13 protein-coding genes are annotated in these 19,006 nt (G+C 36.5%); all 13 read left to right on the top strand.

Translation table 11 applies throughout. The features are described from left to right. The first annotated feature begins 55 nt into the window (after positions 1-55). On the top strand, positions 56-859 hold the full coding sequence (locus I583_RS06910; protein WP_010761221.1) for an isoprenyl transferase: 804 nt from the start codon (positions 56-58) through the stop codon (positions 857-859). Continuing rightward, the gene (locus I583_RS06905) at positions 856-1,656 is read left to right on the top strand and encodes a phosphatidate cytidylyltransferase (RefSeq protein WP_010761222.1); all 801 of its coding nucleotides are present in this window, start codon (positions 856-858) and stop codon (positions 1,654-1,656) included. Before I583_RS06910 ends, I583_RS06905 begins: the two co-directional genes overlap by 4 nt. A 58-nt stretch (positions 1,657-1,714) precedes the next feature. Next, the gene (locus I583_RS06900) at positions 1,715-2,875 is read left to right on the top strand and encodes a 1-deoxy-D-xylulose-5-phosphate reductoisomerase (RefSeq protein WP_034683212.1); all 1,161 of its coding nucleotides are present in this window, start codon (positions 1,715-1,717) and stop codon (positions 2,873-2,875) included. Then, complete coding sequence (gene rseP / locus I583_RS06895; protein WP_010761224.1) at positions 2,872-4,140, top strand: RIP metalloprotease RseP; 1,269 nt, start codon at positions 2,872-2,874, stop codon at positions 4,138-4,140. Before I583_RS06900 ends, rseP begins: the two co-directional genes overlap by 4 nt. A gap of 75 nt (positions 4,141-4,215) precedes the next feature. Beyond that, entirely contained in the window at positions 4,216-5,928 is a 1,713-nt protein-coding gene (locus I583_RS06890; RefSeq protein ID WP_010761225.1) for a proline--tRNA ligase, read from the top strand. Between the two features lie 314 nt (positions 5,929-6,242). Then, the gene (locus I583_RS06885; protein ID WP_010761226.1) at positions 6,243-10,595 is read left to right on the top strand and encodes a PolC-type DNA polymerase III; all 4,353 of its coding nucleotides are present in this window, start codon (positions 6,243-6,245) and stop codon (positions 10,593-10,595) included. A gap of 251 nt (positions 10,596-10,846) precedes the next feature. Beyond that, positions 10,847-11,290, top strand: a complete 444-nt coding sequence (gene zapA / locus I583_RS06880) for a cell division protein ZapA (protein ID WP_010761227.1) — start codon at positions 10,847-10,849, stop codon at positions 11,288-11,290. A 17-nt stretch (positions 11,291-11,307) separates the two neighbouring features. Further along, positions 11,308-11,856, top strand: coding sequence for a CvpA family protein (locus tag I583_RS06875; protein WP_010761228.1), 549 nt, complete (start codon positions 11,308-11,310; stop codon positions 11,854-11,856). Between the two features lie 73 nt (positions 11,857-11,929). After that, entirely contained in the window at positions 11,930-14,296 is a 2,367-nt protein-coding gene (locus tag I583_RS06870; protein WP_010761229.1) for an endonuclease MutS2, read from the top strand. Between the two features lie 89 nt (positions 14,297-14,385). Continuing rightward, positions 14,386-14,700: a thioredoxin gene (gene trxA, locus I583_RS06865; RefSeq protein WP_010761230.1), complete on the top strand. Its 315-nt coding sequence runs from the start codon at positions 14,386-14,388 to the stop codon at positions 14,698-14,700. Positions 14,701-14,801: 101 nt separating this feature from the next. Then, positions 14,802-16,604: an excinuclease ABC subunit UvrC gene (gene uvrC / locus I583_RS06860; RefSeq protein ID WP_010761231.1), complete on the top strand. Its 1,803-nt coding sequence runs from the start codon at positions 14,802-14,804 to the stop codon at positions 16,602-16,604. Between the two features lie 250 nt (positions 16,605-16,854). Beyond that, complete coding sequence (locus I583_RS06855; protein ID WP_010761232.1) at positions 16,855-17,754, top strand: ABC transporter ATP-binding protein; 900 nt, start codon at positions 16,855-16,857, stop codon at positions 17,752-17,754. Next, positions 17,747-19,006, top strand: a complete 1,260-nt coding sequence (locus I583_RS06850; protein ID WP_010761233.1) for an ABC transporter permease — start codon at positions 17,747-17,749, stop codon at positions 19,004-19,006. Before I583_RS06855 ends, I583_RS06850 begins: the two co-directional genes overlap by 8 nt.

The raw sequence follows: 19,006 nt of genomic DNA, 5'->3' as shown, positions 1-19,006 counted from the left end.
TTTGGAAGATATTGTTATAATAGTCTAGACAGATTTTTGGAATGGAGGGAAAAATATGTTACGTTTTTTTCCACAAAAGAATAAATACATACAAGAAGAGGGGATTTTTACTTTTAATAGTAAAGGGCCAATCCCAAAGCATGTGGCAATAATTATGGATGGTAATGGCCGATGGGCTCAAAATCGACGTTTACCTAGAATTGCTGGCCATAAAGAAGGAATGAATACGGTAAAAAAAATCACGAAACATGCGAGTAAATTAGGAATAAAAGTCCTGACTTTATACGCATTTTCTACCGAAAACTGGAAGCGACCAACAGATGAAGTTAGCTTTTTAATGCAGTTGCCAGTCGATTTTTTTGATACATTTGTACCTGAACTAATCAAAGAGAATGTGAAAGTCCATGTTATGGGCTATAAAGAATTTTTGCCAGCTCATACGCAAGATGCGGTAGAACGTGCCATTGAACAAACAAAAGAGAATACTGGTATGGTTTTAAATTTTGCTTTAAACTATGGTTCACGAGCTGAAATCATTACAGCTGTCAGAGAAATTGCTGAACAAACAGCTAGCAGTGAACTTTCCCCAGAAGACATTACGGAATCGACTATTGCAGATCATTTGATGACAGGTTTTTTAACAGAAGAATTAAGAGATCCAGAATTATTGATCCGAACGAGTGGGGAAGAAAGAATTAGCAACTTTTTACTTTGGCAGATTGCCTACAGTGAATTGTTTTTTACAGAAGCTTTGTGGCCTGATTTTAATGACCAATTATTAGAAACTGCCTTAGCATCGTTTCAAAATAGAAATCGTCGTTTTGGCGGCTTAAAGGAAACAGAGGAGGAAGATAAATGAGACAGCGCGTTATTACAGCAGCGGTAGCATTAGTCGTTTTTATACCAATTATTTGGTACGGGGGATTTGTGATTGAGTTAGCGGCAGCGATATTGGCAGTCGTAGGCGTTTATGAATTATTTAGAATGAAAGGTCTGGAAATAGCTAGTTTTGAAGGGGTTCTTTCAGCTTTAGGAGCAGTACTATTAGTTTTGCCAAAAGATCGTTGGTTTTTCTTTTTACCTGAAAAAGCTGATAATTTCATTTTATTTTATCTAACGGTCATGATTTTATTAGGTGGTTTAGTTGCTTCTAAGAATATGTATACCATCTCTCAAGCTGGATTTCCTGTTATAACTAGTTTGTATGTGGGTGTCGGGTTCCAAAATTTTGTGAGTGCTAGAGATGCTGGTTTCGTTGTTTTGTTATATGCTTTATTTGTTGTATGGGCGACAGATATCGGTGCCTACTTCATAGGCAAACGCTTTGGAAAAAGAAAATTATGGCCAGAAGTATCACCTAATAAAACGATTGAAGGGTCGTTAGGCGGCATTCTTTGTGCTGTTGTTGTAGCTTTCGTATTTTTGATGTTAACACCTAACAAAGAATTATTTGTTTATAACTTACCAATTATGTTGATCATAACAGTAGTCTTTTCAATTGTTGGACAATTTGGTGATTTAGTTGAATCATCTATCAAACGTCATTACGATGTAAAAGATTCTGGTACTATCTTACCAGGTCATGGCGGCATATTAGACCGTTTTGACAGTTTACTTTTTGTTTTTCCAATTATGCATTTATTCGGACTATTTTAATTTCTAAACAAGAAGGGAAGGTAAAAAACTCTGAATGATCAGGGTTTTTCTTTTTACTATGAAAAAAATCGCATTATTAGGCGCCACAGGTTCAATTGGTACAAACACAGTAGATGTTGTTACAGCATATCCAGAGCTATTTCAAATTGTTTCGCTAACATTTCATTCAAACAGTGAAAAAGGAGCAGCTTTGATAAAGCAATTGAAACCAAGATATGTAGGTGTGGGCTCAGAACGAATAAAAAAAGAATTAGGAGACCGCTTTCCAGAAGTCGAGTTCGGTGTGGGTGAAGAGGGTCTGATAAAAGCGGCAACTCTTGAAGAGGTGGATGTCGTATTAACGGCGGTTACTGGAAGTGTGGGGTTAAATCCTACAATGGCTGCTATTGAAGCAGGTAAAGACATCGCATTGGCAAACAAAGAGACCTTAGTAATGGCAGGTAAATGGGTCATGGAAGCAGCCAAAAAAAATAATGTCAGTATATTGCCTGTCGATAGTGAACATTCAGCGATTTTTCAATGTCTTGATGGTCAAGCACAAGGGAACTTAAAAGAGTTGGTGATCACAGCATCCGGAGGTAGCTTTAGAGATTTGACACGAGTTGAGTTAGAATCTGTTACTTTAGAACAGGCATTGAATCATCCAAATTGGTCAATGGGGAAGAAAATTACGATAGATTCTTCTACAATGATGAATAAAGGGTTAGAAGTTATCGAGGCCCATTGGTTATTTGGGACGGATTATGATAAAATAAAAGTTGTTTTACATAAAGAAAGTATCGTACATTCAATGATTGTGTTCACAGATGGTGCCTACTTAGCCCAATTAGGACCAAGTGACATGCGCGAACCGATTCAATACGCGTTGACGTATCCAACTCGTTTACCAATCAAAAATGAGCGAGCATTTGATTTAACTCAGATTGGTCAATTGAATTTTGAGCCAATGGATTATGACCGTTTTCCCATGTTGGCATTAGCTTTTTATGTTGGAAAAAAAGGTGGAGCGTATCCTACTGTCTATAACGCGGCAAATGAAGTTGCAGCAAATTCATTTATAGACGGAAAAATTTCATATTTGCAAATCGAACATTTTGTTCAACAAGCAGTTGAAAACTATCAAGAAACTACCGAAGTCACTTTGAAAGAAGTGATCGAAATCGATAAACAAACAAGAACTATCGTAGAAAGATGGATAAAGGAAGAAGGTCGGTTATGAAAACAATCATTACATTTATTATTGTCTTTGGAATTCTTGTCTTAGTGCATGAATTTGGACATTTTTTCTTCGCAAAGCGTTCTGGCATATTAGTACGTGAATTTGCGATCGGTATGGGACCGAAAATTTTTGCTCACCAAGGAAAAGACGGAACAGCTTATACCATTCGAATCTTACCAATTGGCGGTTATGTAAGAATGGCTGGTATGGGGGAAGACGAGACAGAGTTGGCCCCCGGAATGACTCTTTCTGTTGAGTTGAATGAACAGGAAGAAGTCGTAAAAATCAATACAAGTAAAAAAGTTCAATTAACTAACAGCATTCCAATGGAAATGTTGGAAGCTGATCTTGAAAGAGAATTATTCATCAAAGGGTATGTCAATGGTAATGAATCTGAAGAAATCACTTATAAAGTAAACCATGATGCAACGATCATTGAACAAGATGGTACAGAAGTTCGTATTGCACCGATTGATGTGCAGTTCCAATCAGCAAAACTTTGGCAACGTATGTTAACGAATTTTGCTGGACCTATGAACAATTTTATTTTAGCCTTTGTGTTGTTTACGATCTATGTCTTTATGCAAGGTGGTGTAACATACACAAATACTAATCTAATCGGTGGTATTCAAGCAGATAGCCCAGCAGAAAAAGCTAGTTTAAAAGCAGATGATCGAATTGTTTCAATCGACGGAAAGTCAGTCAATGATTGGAACGATTTCACAAAAATTATTCAAGACAGTCCGGGAAAAGAATTGAATTTGATGGTGGAATCAAGTGGAAAAACCAGAGAAGTCGATATAACTCCGAAGAGCCAAAAATCAGGCAAACAAGAAATTGGTGTCATTGGTATCTTGCCACCGAAGAAAACTGGGTTAGCGGACAAACTACTTGGTGGAGTTCATGAAACAATCAATAATTCTATGCAAATCTTCAAAGCACTAAAATCATTGTTTACTGGATTTAGTTTAGATAAACTTGGTGGCCCAGTAATGATGTTCCAGATGTCTTCAGAAGCGTCTAAAGCAGGATTAAATACGGTGATTTGGTTAATGGCTATGTTATCAGTCAATCTTGGGATCATTAATCTTTTGCCGATTCCAGCACTAGATGGCGGTAAAATCGTCTTGAATATTTTAGAAGGTCTTAGAGGTAAGCCTTTAAGTCAAGAAAAAGAAGGGTTGCTAACACTCATTGGTTTTGGGTTCATCATGTTATTGATGGTGCTAGTGACTTGGAACGATATTCAACGCTTTTTCTTTTAAAGTAAATTATTGGATTTTATGACGAATCACTTGAGGAGATTCAACCACAATTCGTTTAAACAAAGGAGAGTTCTAATGAAACAGTCAAAAATGTTAATCCCAACTTTACGTGAGGTGCCAAATGATGCAGAGGTATTAAGTCATCAAATGTTACTGAGAGCAGGTTATATTCGCCAAGTCTCAGCGGGGATATACTCTTATTTACCACTAGCGAATCGAGTACTTGAAAAATTAAAGAAAATCATGCGAGAAGAATTCGATAAGATCGACGCAATAGAAATGTTAATGCCAGCATTACTACCAGCAGAATTATGGAAAGAGTCTGGACGTTATGAAACATATGGACCAAATCTTTATCGTTTAAAAGATCGCAATGAGCGTGATTATATTTTGGGTCCAACCCATGAAGAAACGTTTACGGAATTAATTCGGGATGAGGTAAATTCATATAAACGTTTACCACTTAACCTTTATCAAATTCAAACAAAATACCGTGATGAAAAACGTCCGCGATTTGGTTTGTTACGAGGGCGAGAATTCATTATGAAAGATGGCTATTCGTTCCATGCGGATGAAGAAAGTTTAGACCAATCATACCGTGATTATGAAAAAGCCTACTCAGCAATTTTTGAACGTTGCGGCTTGAACTTTAGAGCAATCATCGGAGATGGTGGCGCTATGGGCGGTAAAGATTCTAAAGAATTTATGGCGATTTCAGACATTGGTGAGGATACGATTTGCTTTTCCACTGATGGAGATTATGCTGCTAACTTAGAAATGGCAACAAGCTTATATACTCCTAAAAAATCACATGAAACTCAATTAGACATCGAAAAAGTAGCAACTCCAAATGTTGGATCAATCGAACAAGTTGCGGCATTTTTCAATGTTGAGCCTCAACGTATCATTAAGTCTGTCTTGTTTATGGCTGATGGTGAACCTGTCTTGGTTTTAGTTCGCGGAGATCATGAAGTGAATGATGTTAAGCTGAAAAACTTCTTGGGTGTTGATTTCTTGGAAGAAGCAACAGATGAAGATGCACGTAATTATTTAGGCGCAGATTTTGGTTCAGTCGGACCAGTTGAACTTTCTGAAGAGGTTAAATTGTTTGCAGATCTTCATGTTCAAGATTTAGCCAATGCAATTACTGGAGCGAATGAAACAGGTTACCATTTAAGCAATGTTAATCCAGGGCGTGATTTCACACCAATTAGTTATGAAGATTTACGTTTTGTTCAAGAAGGCGACCCTTCACCAGATGGAAATGGCGTTTTAGAATTTACTAAAGGGATCGAAATTGGTCATATCTTTAAACTAGGAACTCGTTATAGTGAAGCAATGGGTGCAACAGTTTTAGATGAAAACGGCAGAGAAAAGCATGTTATCATGGGGTGTTATGGAATTGGTGTCAGTCGTTTACTTTCAGCAATTGTTGAACAAAATATTGATGAGAATGGGATTAATTGGCCAGCAGGTATTTCGCCATTTGATTTACATGTTGTTCAAATGAATATAAAAGACGAATATCAAATAAAATTAGCCCAAGAGGTTGAAGAAGTGATGTCAGCGGCTGGTTATGAAGTTTTAGTAGATGATCGTAATGAGCGGGCTGGTGTAAAATTTGCTGATGCAGATTTGATTGGCTGTCCAATTCGAATCACTGTTGGTAAAAAAGCAGTTGATGGCGTGGTAGAAGTGAAAATTAAACGAACTGGAGAAATGGTTGAGGTTCGAAAAGAAGAACTCGAAAGCACATTATCTATTTTATTGAATACAAACAAAGAGTAAATCTGAAATATCTACGAAGTTGATCACAGATCAGATTTCGTAGATATTTTCTTTTCGCTGGCAGCTAAGAAAAATGAGTATAAGGGACGCAGTAGAATTTTTGTTTACATTGTGTTTCATCAAAAAAAATAGTATACTTAACTGTGGCGAGGCACTTGGCAGAAATGTTTAAGGGCCTCTTTCTTATCAAGATACCCAGTTAAAAGCGGGTGGTTTTTTAATATAAAAGCTAGATTATTAGGGAAACTAGAATTGAACTAGTTCAGTCTGAGCGAAATGAGTTCGCTGCGCTTTTACTATAAGGAGGTTTATTAGTGGAAGAAAAGGCACAAGAGTTATTTGCAAAATTAGTTGATCAAATTCAATTAAATGAACAAGAGCGGCAGCATCCACTTATTCAACAAGGAAGAATTGACAAAGTAGTCGTTCATCAACAGAGTCGCTTATGGGAATTTCACCTAGGATTTACTGAGATTTTACCTGTTATGTTGTATCAATCATTTATCCAACAATTAGAACTTTCTTTTCAGCAAATCGCAAGTGTAACTGTAAAAATTACAGCTGACAAAAGCGAATTTACAGAAGAGCAATTGAGAGACTATTGGCAGCTAGCATTATTGAATGGTCAATGTGATACACCTCTCGTTCAGCGTGTGATAAAGACACAAACACCAATTATTGAGGATAAAAAAATTATTTTGCCTGTCGACAATGAAGCGGTTATTCCTTATTTAAAACAGCAATATTTGCCGATTATTGAAGAGTTGTATATTCGTTATGGTTTTCAAAAATTTCATATCGAACCTAAAATGGATGAACAGCAAGCTAAACGTGTGTTGGCGTTATTTGAAGAACGCAAACAAGAACAAGACGCTGCTTTCCAACAACAAGCTGCCGAATCGCTAATCAAACATGAACAAAAGAAAAAACAACAACAGCAACAAGGACCAGCGCTTGAAGGACCGATTCGTCTTGGGCGAAATATACCAAATGATGAACCAATCATGCCAATGGGCAATATTTTAGAAGAAGAAAGACGAGTTACAATCGAAGGTTTTGTCTTTGATGTAGAAGTGAGAGAGTTACGTTCTAAACGAAAAATCTTGATTTTAAAGATTACCGATTACACATCATCGTTCATCGTTAAAAAATTCTCAAATGGTGAAAAAGATGAACAAATCTTTGATGCAATTCAAAAACATAGTTGGGTTCGTGTTCGTGGCAGTATTCAAGAAGATACCTTTATGCGTGATCTAGTGATGAACTGCCAAGATTTGATGGAAGTCAAACATGCACCACGTAAAGATTATGCACCAGAAGGCGATAAACGTGTCGAACTTCATTTACACAGTAATATGAGTACAATGGACGCAACAAATAATGTGGCTGATTATGTTGCTCAAGCTGGAAAGTGGGGACACAAAGCGATCGCAATTACCGATCATGGTGGAGCGCAAGGTTTTCCGGATGCGCATAGTGCAGGAAAAAAAGCTGGAGTTAAAATTTTATATGGTGTGGAAGCCAATGTGGTAGATGATGGAGTACCGATTGCGTATAACGAAGCGCATATTGAATTAAGCGAAGCAACTTATGTCGTATTTGACGTGGAAACAACTGGACTTTCAGCTGTCTATGATACGATCATTGAGCTTGCAGCGGTTAAAATGCACAAAGGAAATATTATCGATACGTTTGAACAATTTATTGATCCGGGGCATCCATTATCCCAAACAACAATTAATTTAACTGGGATTACAGATGAGATGGTACGTGGATCAAAATCGGAGGAAGAAGTTCTACGTTTATTCAGAGAGTTTTCAAAAGATACGATTCTTGTTGCCCACAATGCATCATTTGATATGGGCTTCTTAAATACGAGTTATGGAAAATATGACATCCCAGAAGCAGAAAATCCTGTTATTGACACATTGGAATTATCTCGTTATTTACATCCGACATTTAAGAGTCATCGGTTAAATACGTTATCTAAGAAATTTGGTGTTAACTTAGAACAACATCACCGTGCGATCTATGATTCGGAATCAACTGGACATTTATGTTGGATCTTTTTAAAAGATGCTAAAGAAAATCATGATATGAATTATCATGATGAATTGAACATGCATATTGGAGAAGGCGATTCTTATAAACGTGCTAGACCCTTCCATGCAACGATTTTGGCAACGTCTCAAGCTGGTTTGAAAAATCTTTTTAAATTGATTTCAATGTCTAATATCAATTACTTCTTCAGAATCCCTCGAATCCCTCGTTCTCAACTAAGTAAATTACGGGAAGGACTGATTATTGGTTCAGCCTGCTCCAATGGTGAGATTTTTGAAGCGATGATGCAAAAAGGGGTAGAAGAAGCTAAAAATCGCGCCAAATTTTATGATTATATTGAGGTCATGCCAAAAGCTGTTTACGCACCACTGCTTGAGCAGGAATTAGTAAAAAGCGAAGCTGATTTAGAAGAAATCATTAGTAACTTAGTAAAAATCGGAGACGAGTTAGAGAAACCAGTTGTCGCTACTGGAAACGTTCATTATTTAAATGAAGAAGACAGTATTTATCGTAAAATTTTAGTGGGTTCTATGGGTGGCGCTAATCCGTTGAATCGTCATAGTTTACCAGCAGTTCATTTTAGAACAACAGACGAAATGCTGACAGCCTTCCAATTTTTAGGGGAAGAAACAGCACATCGAATCGTTGTAGAAAATCCTAATGCTATTGCTGATATGTGTGATGAAATCACACCCGTCAAAGATGATTTATACACACCAAAAATTCCAGGTTCAGAAGATGAAATTAGAAACTTAAGTTACACTCGTGCAAAAGAACTTTATGGGGATCCATTGCCTGATATTGTTGAGAAGCGGTTGAAAAAGGAATTGGATAGTATTATCGGAAACGGGTTTTCAGTTATCTATTTAATTTCACAAAAATTAGTGCATAAAAGTATGGAAGATGGCTATCTAGTAGGTTCCCGTGGATCTGTGGGTTCCAGTTTTGTAGCCACGATGACAGGGATTACAGAAGTCAATCCTTTGGCGCCGCATTATCATTGTATCAACTGTAAGCATTCTGAATTTTTTGAAGACGGATCATACGGTTCTGGTTTTGATATGCCTGAGAAAAATTGTCCAAATTGTGGCCAACGATTATTTAAAGATGGTCATGATATTCCGTTTGAAACCTTTTTAGGATTCCATGGAGACAAAGTACCCGATATCGATTTGAACTTTTCAGGAGATTATCAAGCTGAGGCGCATAATTACACGAAAGTTTTGTTTGGTGAGGAATATGTGTATCGCGCTGGAACGATTGGTACTGTTGCAGATAAGACTGCTTATGGATTTGTGAAAGGCTATGAACGTGACCATAATCTTCATTTTAGAGGAGCCGAAGTGGATCGCTTAGCAAAAGGTTCTACTGGTGTTAAACGAACGACTGGACAACATCCAGGGGGAATTATTGTTATCCCTGATTATATGGATGTTTACGATTTTACACCGATCCAATACCCAGCAGATGACCAAAATTCTGAATGGAAAACGACTCACTTTGATTTCCATTCAATCCACGATAATATTTTGAAACTCGATATTCTAGGACATGATGATCCTACCGTTATTCGGATGCTGCAAGATTTATCTGGAATCGACCCTAAAACAATTCCAACAGATGACCCTGAAATGATGAGGATTTTTGCTGGACCAGAAGTCCTTGGCGTGACACCAGAGCAAATATATTCGAAAACAGGTACTTTAGGTATTCCAGAGTTTGGAACTCGTTTTGTACGAGGCATGTTAGAAGAGACACATCCATCAACTTTTGCAGAGTTACTGCAAATATCTGGACTGTCTCATGGTACCGATGTTTGGCTAGGGAATGCTGAAGAGTTGATTCGCCGGGGGGAAGCGACACTAGCCGAAGTTATTGGTTGTCGGGATGATATCATGGTTTACTTGATCCATGCAGGTTTAGATAGTGGTATGGCTTTTAAAATTATGGAAACAGTGCGTAAAGGGCTTTGGAATAAGATACCAGATGAGTTAAGAGAAGAATATTTGACTGCGATGAAAGAAAATAATGTACCGGATTGGTATATCGATTCTTGTTCGAAAATCAAGTATATGTTCCCGAAAGCCCATGCGGCAGCTTACGTTTTAATGGCGTTGCGTGTGGCGTACTTTAAAGTATATTTCCCTATTTTATACTACTGTGCTTATTTCTCAGTTCGTGCTGACGATTTTGATTTAGTCGCGATGTCACAAGGGAAAGAAGCAGTGAAAGCCCGAATGAAAGAGATTCAAGACAAAGGTCTGGAAGCCTCTACGAAAGAAAAAAACTTATTAACTGTTTTAGAACTTGCTAACGAAATGATTGAACGTGGTTTTAAATTTGGCATGATTGATTTATATAAATCAGATGCTGAGAATTTTGTGATTGATGGTGATACATTGATTGCACCATTTAGAGCTGTTCCTAGTTTGGGACTAAACGTAGCGAAATCAATTGTAGAAGCAAGAGATGAACCGTTCTTATCTAAAGAAGATCTTGCAAGTCGAGGAAAAGTATCAAAAACATTGATTGAGTATATGACTGAAAATGGTGTATTGAAAGATTTGCCAGATGAAAATCAACTATCATTGTTTGATATGCTATAAAAAATAATGGAATGCATGGAGTAAAATCTATGTGTTCCATTTGTTTATTTTTATCGTTTTTTAAGTGTAATAATTTGCATTCAAAAAAGTCTTTTTAAGTAAAAATCTAATAAAAGTTGTAATAATAACACTAGACCTTTAATTTTTCTATTTAGTAGCATATAATAAGAAAGGGTTTATTTGAGAACACACAATGATAACTTTCATGGTACAATAGCATGTAATGGATCACTACAGGAGGGAACACTATCATGGTCAAAGAAAAAACAAGATATAAAGCTGTGATTGCCGATCATACGTATACGATCATCGGACAAGAAAGCAAACAACATATGGATTTAGTAACGAAATTGGTTAATGAACAATTAGCTGAACTCAAACATATTTCACCACAAACAAACGATGAGCAAGCATCTGTTTTGTTAGCAATCAATGCAATTTCTGATCAGCTGAAAAAACAAGAAAAAGTGCTTAACCTAGAACAAGAAGTAGCTGAACTAAAAAAACGGACAATTAGATTAGCAGAACTTGAAAATCGTATCAAACGTATCGAAGCAATCGAAGAAGAAGCAAGAGGCGTTTTAAAAAAGAACGGCCAAGAAGATGTAGAAATCCATAATCATATGGAAGCACAACAAATTTTAAACGAAAACCGGAAACAACAGATCCAAAGTAAAAGCACTCAAGACCAATAATCTGAGAGGATGACAGGATGTTAACATTATTCATTTTATTACTATTAGCCATTGGCTTTTATACAGGCGCAAGACGCGGATTGATATTACAAGCTTTATATACATTTGGTTATCTTTGTTCTTATTTTATAGCTAAAACGTATTATAAGAGTTTGGCCTCTCATCTAGAATTGTTCATCCCGTATCCTTCACCAACAGCTGATACTAAATTAGTTTTTTTCAATCAAGAACTTACACTTGATCTTGATCAAGCTTTTTATGGTGCGATAGCTTTTTTACTTATTTTGGCAATAGGTTGGTTAGTCGTGCGATTTTTGGCTATCTTTGCTCATGGATTGGTCTTTGTACCCGTATTAAAACAAGCTAATTGGCTAGCTGGCGGATTAATAAGTTTAATTGTTATTTATATCGGAGTGTTTTTAGTATTAAGTACGTTATCGATGTTACCAGTTGATGCTGTCCAAAAACAATTTGAAAATAGTGGATTAGCAAGGTATATCATTAAAGACACACCGATTTTTTCTAAGCAAATCTATCATTTGTGGATCGAGCAGATGATCAAATAAAAATTCATGCAACAGGTACGAGTTGGTCATTAAAACACTCGTAATAAGTCTTACAAGAACAGAAGGTGAAAAAATGAATACACGAATTTTAGCAACATTAGGTTATGATAAGGTCAAACAGTTGATTTCTCAATATGTTGTGACAGCCCAAGGGGCAGAAGAAATAGAGCTTCTAGTTCCAGTAAACGATGCAACGAGCATTCAGTCTTGGTTACAAGAAACAGAAGATGGGATGAAAATTCAGCGTTTACGTGGAGGAATCCCTATCCCAAAGTTAGAGAATATTCGCCCTCACATGAAACGAATTGAAATTGGCGCTGACTTAAACGGCCTCGAATTAGCACAAGTTGGACGAGTATTGTCAACGACGTCTGAAGTTATTCGTTTCTTTAATGATTTACAGGATAGTGAAATCGAGTTACTGAGACTTTATACATGGATTGAGCAATTGATTGTTTTGCCTGAATTGAGTCGTAGGCTGAAAGAGTCGGTTGATGAGGATGGACGAGTTACGGATGAAGCATCGCCAGAGTTAAAAATCATTCGAAATAATATTCGTAGAAGTGAACAGACGATTCGTGAACAATTAGATGGCATCGTTAGAGGAAAAAACGCTAAATATTTAAGCGATGCAATCGTAACGATGAGAAACGAACGCTATGTAATTCCAGTTAAACAAGAATATAAAAGTGTTTTCGGCGGAGTAGTACATGATCAAAGTGCATCAGGCCAAACGTTATTTGTTGAACCAAAACAAATTGTTGATCTGAATAATCGCTTGCGCCAACATCAAATCGCAGAGCGCAATGAAATTGAACGGATTTTATCAGAGTTATCGGCTGAATTAGTTCCACACCGAAATGATATTATGCATAATGCTTACGTTATCGGTAAGTTGGACTTTGTAAATGCCAAAGCTCGTTTTGGTAAAGAATTGAAAGCAATCGTTCCAGAAATTAGTGCAGAGAATCATATTTATTTCAAACAAGCGAGACATCCGTTACTGGATCAAGAAAAGGCTGTTCCAAATGATATCACTATTGGAAAAGACTATCAGGCAGTGGTTATCACTGGTCCTAATACGGGTGGTAAGACAATTACGCTCAAAACATTAGGGTTATTGCAATTAATGGGACAATCTGGATTACCGATTCCGGCGGGTGAAGAAAGCCAAATGGGCATTTTTGATGAAGTCTTCGCTGACATTGGCGATGAACAATCTATTGAACAAAGCTTGAGTACATTTTCTTCTCATATGACGAACATCGTTGATGTGTTGAAAAAAGTAGATAGTCATAGTCTGGTGTTATTCGATGAATTAGGTGCGGGAACAGATCCTCAAGAAGGAGCAGCCCTAGCCATTTCGATCTTAGATGCGTTAGGGAGTAAAAGTGCTTATGTGATGGCGACAACCCATTACCCTGAATTGAAAGTGTATGGTTATAATCGTGCAGGTACAATCAATGCTAGTATGGAATTCGATGTGGATACCTTAAGTCCAACTTACCGCTTATTAATCGGTGTTCCAGGACGCAGTAATGCATTTGAAATCTCAAAGCGACTAGGATTAGAGACGACAATCATTGATGAGGCAAAACACATCATGGATGGTGAAAGTCAAGATTTAAATGAAATGATTGCTGATTTAGAAAATCGTCGTAAAATGGCAGAAACTGAGTATCTGGAAGTTCGTCATTATGTAGAAGAAGCAGAACGGCTGCACAGAGAATTGAAAGAAGCATATGGTTACTTTTTTGACGAACGTGAGAAAGAAATGGCAAAAGCTCGAAAAAAAGCAAACGAACTTGTTTCGCAAGCCGAAGAAGAAGCAAACGGTATTATTTCAGATATTCGCAAAATGCAGCTGAGCGGTACCAACCAAGGTGGTGTAAAAGAACATCAGTTGATTGATGCCAAGTCAAAACTTTCACAACTTCATCAAGAAGAAGCGCATTTGGAAAAAAATAAAGTGCTTAAAAAAGCCAAAGAACAAAAGAAATTAAAATCAGGTGATGAAGTCATCGTCAATACGTTTGGACAACGTGGGACATTGATTCGTAAGTCTAGCGAGAATGAATGGCAAGTTCAATTAGGTATTTTGAAAATGTCAGTTGATGAAAGTGATATGACACCTGTTGCGCCGGAAAAAGAACCAACACAAAGAGTAACGGCTGTTCGTTCAAGTGAAAGTAGTCATGTAGCAAATCAATTAGATTTACGCGGGAAACGCTATGAAGAAGCATTGGCAGAAGTGGATCAATATTTAGATGCAGCAATTTTAGCAGGTTATCCTCAGGTCACGATCGTTCACGGAAAAGGAACTGGTGCTTTACGTACAGGAATAACTGATTACCTAAAAAATCATCGTAGTGTGAGTAGTTATGAATTTGCGCCAGGGAATCAAGGTGGTAATGGCGCTACGATTGTAAAATTCAAATAGAATGCTTACCTTTAGTAAGCAGGAAATTAGTAGAATGAGTAAACGAGTGCTATAATTAATTCAGATATAAAAAGTAGGAGGTCTACAATATGACACAAGTAATTACTGATAAAGATTTTTCAACTGAAACAGATAACGGTCTTGTATTGATCGATTTTTGGGCAACATGGTGTGGCCCTTGTCGCATGCAATCACCGATTTTAGAACAATTAAGTGAAGAATATGATGAAAGTGAAGTGAAAATCACGAAAATGGATGTAGATGAAAATCCAGAAACACCTGCTTCATTTGGAATCATGAGTATTCCAACGTTACTTTTGAAAAAAGATGGTGAAGTTGTAGAAAAAGCTGTAGGTGTTCACTCTAAAGAACAATTACGTGCATTGATTGACAAACATCTGTAGCATAAAAAATAGGATGGAGAGTTTCTTCATCCTATTTTTTATGCCTAAGTTTCTAGAAAATGGTATAATATAATGTATCAAGAAAGAAGGAAGGAAGTATTATGAACGAAAGAATCAAAAATAAATTAGCATTACTTCCTGACCAACCAGGTTGTTACTTGATGAAAGATAAAAATGGTACAATCATTTATGTCGGGAAAGCCAAAGTATTAAAAAACCGCGTCCGCTCTTATTTTTCTGGTAGCCATGATACGAAAACCGAGCGACTAGTTAGTGAGATAGAAGATTTTGAATATATAGTAACCGAATCAAATATAGAAGCACTACTTCTCGAAATCAATTTGATTCACAAGAATGATCCTAAGTATAATATCATGTTGAAGGATGATAAAAGCTATCCTTTTATCAAGATCACAAATGAAGATTATCCACGATTGTTGATCACCAGAAAAGTTTCAAAAGATAAAGCACTATATTTTGGTCCCTACCCAGATGTTGGTGCAGCAAATGAGACAAAACGTTTGCTGGATCGTCTTTTTCCTCTGAGAAAATGCCGAGTGTTACCGAAAGAGGTTTGTCTTTATTACCATATGGGACAATGTTTAGCACCATGTGTCTTTGATATACCTAAATCCACTTACACTGAAATGGTTGCTGAAATCAAAAGTTTTTTAAATGGTGGGCACCCAGTTATTCAAGAAGAAATACAAAGAAAAATGAATGAAGCTGCAGAAAATATGGAATTTGAAAAAGCTGCAGAATATCGTGATCAAATCAAAGCAATCGAAACGGTCATGACACGTCAAAAAATGACAAATGCAGATTTAGTTGATCGTGATGTCTTTGGTTATGCAGTTGATAAAGGTTGGATGTGTGTCCAAGTATTTTTTATCAGACAAGGTAAATTGATTGAACGAGATGTTTCAATTTTCCCTTTTTATAATGAAGAAGAAGAAGATTTTTTGACCTTTATTGGACAATTTTATCAAGAAAATGAACACTTTATCCCAAGAGAAGTTTTGATTCCAGATAATATCGATGTCGCTAGTGTGGAAGCAATGCTTTCAACTAAGGTTTTACAGCCACAACGGGGAGAAAAAAAGAAATTAGTTCGGTTAGCTGGTAAAAATGCTACCGTTGCTTTGCAGGAAAAATTTGACCTAATTGTGCGTAAACAAGAACGAACAATTGGTGCTGTGGAAAAATTAGGGAATGCGATGAATATTCCGACGCCTGTGAGAATTGAAGCATTTGATAACTCAAATATTATGGGAACGGACCCTGTTTCTGCAATGGTTGTTTTTATCGATGGACGCCCAGATAAAAAGGAATATCGTAAATATAAAATTAAGACAGTCAAAGGTCCAGATGATTATGCTTCGATGCGTGAAGTGATTTATCGCCGTTATTCACGTGTTTTAAAAGAGAATCTACCATTTCCAGATTTGATTGTGATTGATGGCGGGAAAGGTCAAATCGATGCAGCAAAAGAAGTGTTGGATAATCAATTAGGCTTAGATATTCCAATAGCAGGATTGGCTAAAAACGATAAGCATAAAACCAGTGAATTGCTTTTCGGTCCTAATTTGGATATCGTTCCTCTAGAAAGAAATTCACAAGAGTTCTTTTTGTTACAGCGTATTCAAGATGAAGTCCATCGTTTTGCAATTACGTTTCACCGGCAATTACGAAGTAAAAATAGTTTTGCTTCACGTTTAGACGATATTGAAGGATTAGGGCCAAAACGTAAAAAAGAGTTATTAAAACAATTTAAATCATTAAAAAATATTACAGCTGCTTCGATTGAAGAATTAAATGCGTCAGGTTTACCGAAAAATGTTGCTAAAAATGTTTATGATCACTTGCATCAAGAAACATCCGATTTGAAAGATGAACCTCAATAGTCGGTTAATTAACAGAAAGACTAAACTTACTTAGGTGAGTTTAGCTTTTCTTTTCTAATTATAAGGAGAGCTTTTTAGAATAATTGTCTGAATATTTAGTGATTTCTAGAGAAGTTACTTGTAATACTATATTAAAAAGTGCGACCACATGGTAAACTTTGTAAAGGGGGATTTACGTTTTTTACCAATAAAACGGCTAATTTACTTTTTTATAAAAAGTCGATTTAATTTGAATATAGGAGGATGGGTAATGTTAGAAGTAAAGAATTTGGTTAAAACATTTGGGGACTACACAGCAGTAGATAATATTTCTTTTGAAATTCCAGATGGAAAAATACTTGGATTGATCGGTCAAAATGGTGCTGGGAAGACAACAACCTTTCGTTTGATTTTAGATTTTTTAACGCAAGACAGTGGTGTCGTACTTTGGAATGGGCATCAATTGAGTGGAAAAGACTATAATGATATTGGCTATTTACCAGAAGAACGCGGCTTATACCCTAAAGTTTCCATTCAAGAACAATTGATTTATTTTGCTGAGCTAAGAGGAAAAACGAAAAAAGAAATTGAACCTAAAATCGACGAATGGATGGAAAAATTCAAAGTCAAAGGAAAAAAGACAGATAAGGTAAAATCACTTTCAAAAGGAAATCAACAAAAAGTCCAACTGATTGCAACACTGATTCATGAACCAAAGTTGGTTATTTTAGATGAACCATTCAGTGGCTTAGATCCAGTCAATGCGGAACTTTTAAAAGATGGGATTATTGCATTGAAAGAAAAAGGTTCTTGTGTTATTTTCTCTAGTCACAATATGGATAATGTTGAAAAAATATGTGATCATCTTGTAATGTTAAGAAGTGGAAAAATGGTGCTAAATGGCAAAGTTCATGAAATCCGTGAAAGCTTCGGTAGGACGAAAGTCTTTTTAGAATCCCCCTTGAATCCAGAAGACGTTTTAGCAATTGATGGCGTAAAATCGGCAGTAAGAAGAGGGGATGGTGTCGTTGAAGTAACCTTGAACGATCCAAAAGCTGGACAAGAAATTTTTGCTCGTGCTACCCAATTTGGCTATATTCCAATGTTTAATCAACAGCCGCCAACTTTGGAAGAGATATTCAAGATGAAAGCAGGTGAACCAAATGAGTAAATTTTGGATTATAGCAAGTGATGTTTATAAAAAAAATGTAAAATCTGCTTCTTTTGTTATTATGATTTTGGTTCCGTTTCTTGTTATGGGAATAATTTATATCGCTGGCTCACTAGCAGGTGGCTTTTCTGAAGAGACAAAAGTTGGACTTGTTTCAGATAGTCAGGAACTATCAACACAGTTAGCTAAGTCGAAGACAGATGATTATACATTTAAAGTCGTTGGGTCGCAAAAAGATGCTGAAAAGCAATTAAAAAATAAAGATTTAGATGCTTTTCTTGTCTTGGAGACTAAGACAGAGCAAATTCAAGGGAAATTATATGCAGAATCATCTTTGGGGACAACGACCGAATTAATGATGGGACAAATGCTCAATGGGCTTCAATCCTCGTTGAATGCAAGTAAATTGAATTTAAACTCGGAACAGTTAGCAAGTTTGAGCCAACCAGCTAATTTTGAAAAGACAAAAGTTAGTTTTGATGATAATGGCAAAATGACAACAGGGCAAGACAATACAGCCATCCAGTCAGCGATGTCATTCGTCATAACGATCATTCTTTGGGTGATCATCATCACATATGCTTCAATTATTGCACAAGAAATCGCTTCTGAGAAAGGGACTCGAATTATGGAAGTTATTTTATCCAGTACGAAAGCTCAAACTCACTTTTATGGAAAATTGACAGGAGTTATCTTAGTTGCTCTTACACAAATTGTCATTTATGCTGCAGCTATCGGAATCGGTTATTCACAATTGAAAAATCTAGATATGGTCAAAGGTTTTTTAGAGGGCTTGTCCTCAGCTAATATTTTTGGCAGTTTCTTATTTTACACACTCGCTTTCTTTGTGTTAGGTGTGTTAGTCTATTCAGTATTAGCGGCTCTATGCGGTTCGCTAGTATCAAAACCAGAAGATACAGCTAAAGCGGTTCAGCCTATTATCTATATCGCAATGATTGGCTATTTCATCGGGATTTCGTTAGGAACGACTGATCCGCAAAATATTGTGATCAAAGTATCTTCATATATCCCGCTGATTTCATCCTTTATTATGCCAATTCGTTTAGCGAGTGAGACTGTAACTAATACAGGAGCTATGATTTCTGTTTTGATTCTTGTGGTTTTCGGCGTTCTATTAACGATGTTTTCAGCAAAACTCTACAAGTCAAATGTATTGGTTTATAGCGAAGGCGGTGTATTGAAATCGCTAAAACAATCGATTTCAATTTTAAGAAACGAACGTAAAAAATAG

It is taken from the genome of Enterococcus haemoperoxidus ATCC BAA-382, from assembly GCF_000407165.1.
Lineage (GTDB): Bacteria > Bacillota > Bacilli > Lactobacillales > Enterococcaceae > Enterococcus_L > Enterococcus_L haemoperoxidus.
Note: the sequence above shows the minus strand (reverse complement) of the source record. Positions and strands in the feature narration are given on the sequence as shown.